Raw genomic sequence first — 348 nt, 5'->3', positions numbered from 1 at the left:
CTAGGTTTAGAAATGGGCTACATCTACTTCTGCTTACCGGTTAGTGGCGCTTTGATGATTTTTTACTCAGTCGTATTTACCTACGAACGCGTTAAACAATTAATGTCAGGTGACGATTTGATCACCGACTCACAACTTGATTGATAGAAGGATTTCACAATGGAATGGCAAGTAATACTGACATTATTCGGTAGTTTCGCTGTACTGCTTACAATCGGTGTACCGGTCTCTTTTGCGATTGGTTTATCGTCACTAGCAACCATCTTAATGAGCTTACCGCTTGAGCCTGCAATTGCTGTAGTTGCTCAACGTATGGCGGCAGGCCTTGATAACTTTGCACTATTAGCA

Annotated in this window: 1 protein-coding gene and 1 pseudogene; both read left to right on the top strand. The window is 42.2% G+C overall.

The window, feature by feature from the left end:
* Window positions 1-144: pseudogene (locus AB4486_RS23255) on the top strand (TRAP transporter small permease); the annotation flags it as partial.
* A gap of 15 nt (window positions 145-159) precedes the next feature.
* Window positions 160-348: TRAP transporter large permease subunit (locus tag AB4486_RS23250; protein WP_372118892.1), on the top strand; the 189-nt coding region annotated here is incomplete at its 3' end.

This window comes from Vibrio sp. 10N.222.55.C6 (genome assembly GCF_041473395.1).
GTDB classification, from domain to species: domain Bacteria; phylum Pseudomonadota; class Gammaproteobacteria; order Enterobacterales; family Vibrionaceae; genus Vibrio; species Vibrio crassostreae_C.
This window is presented reverse-complemented; position numbering and strand designations above follow the sequence as displayed.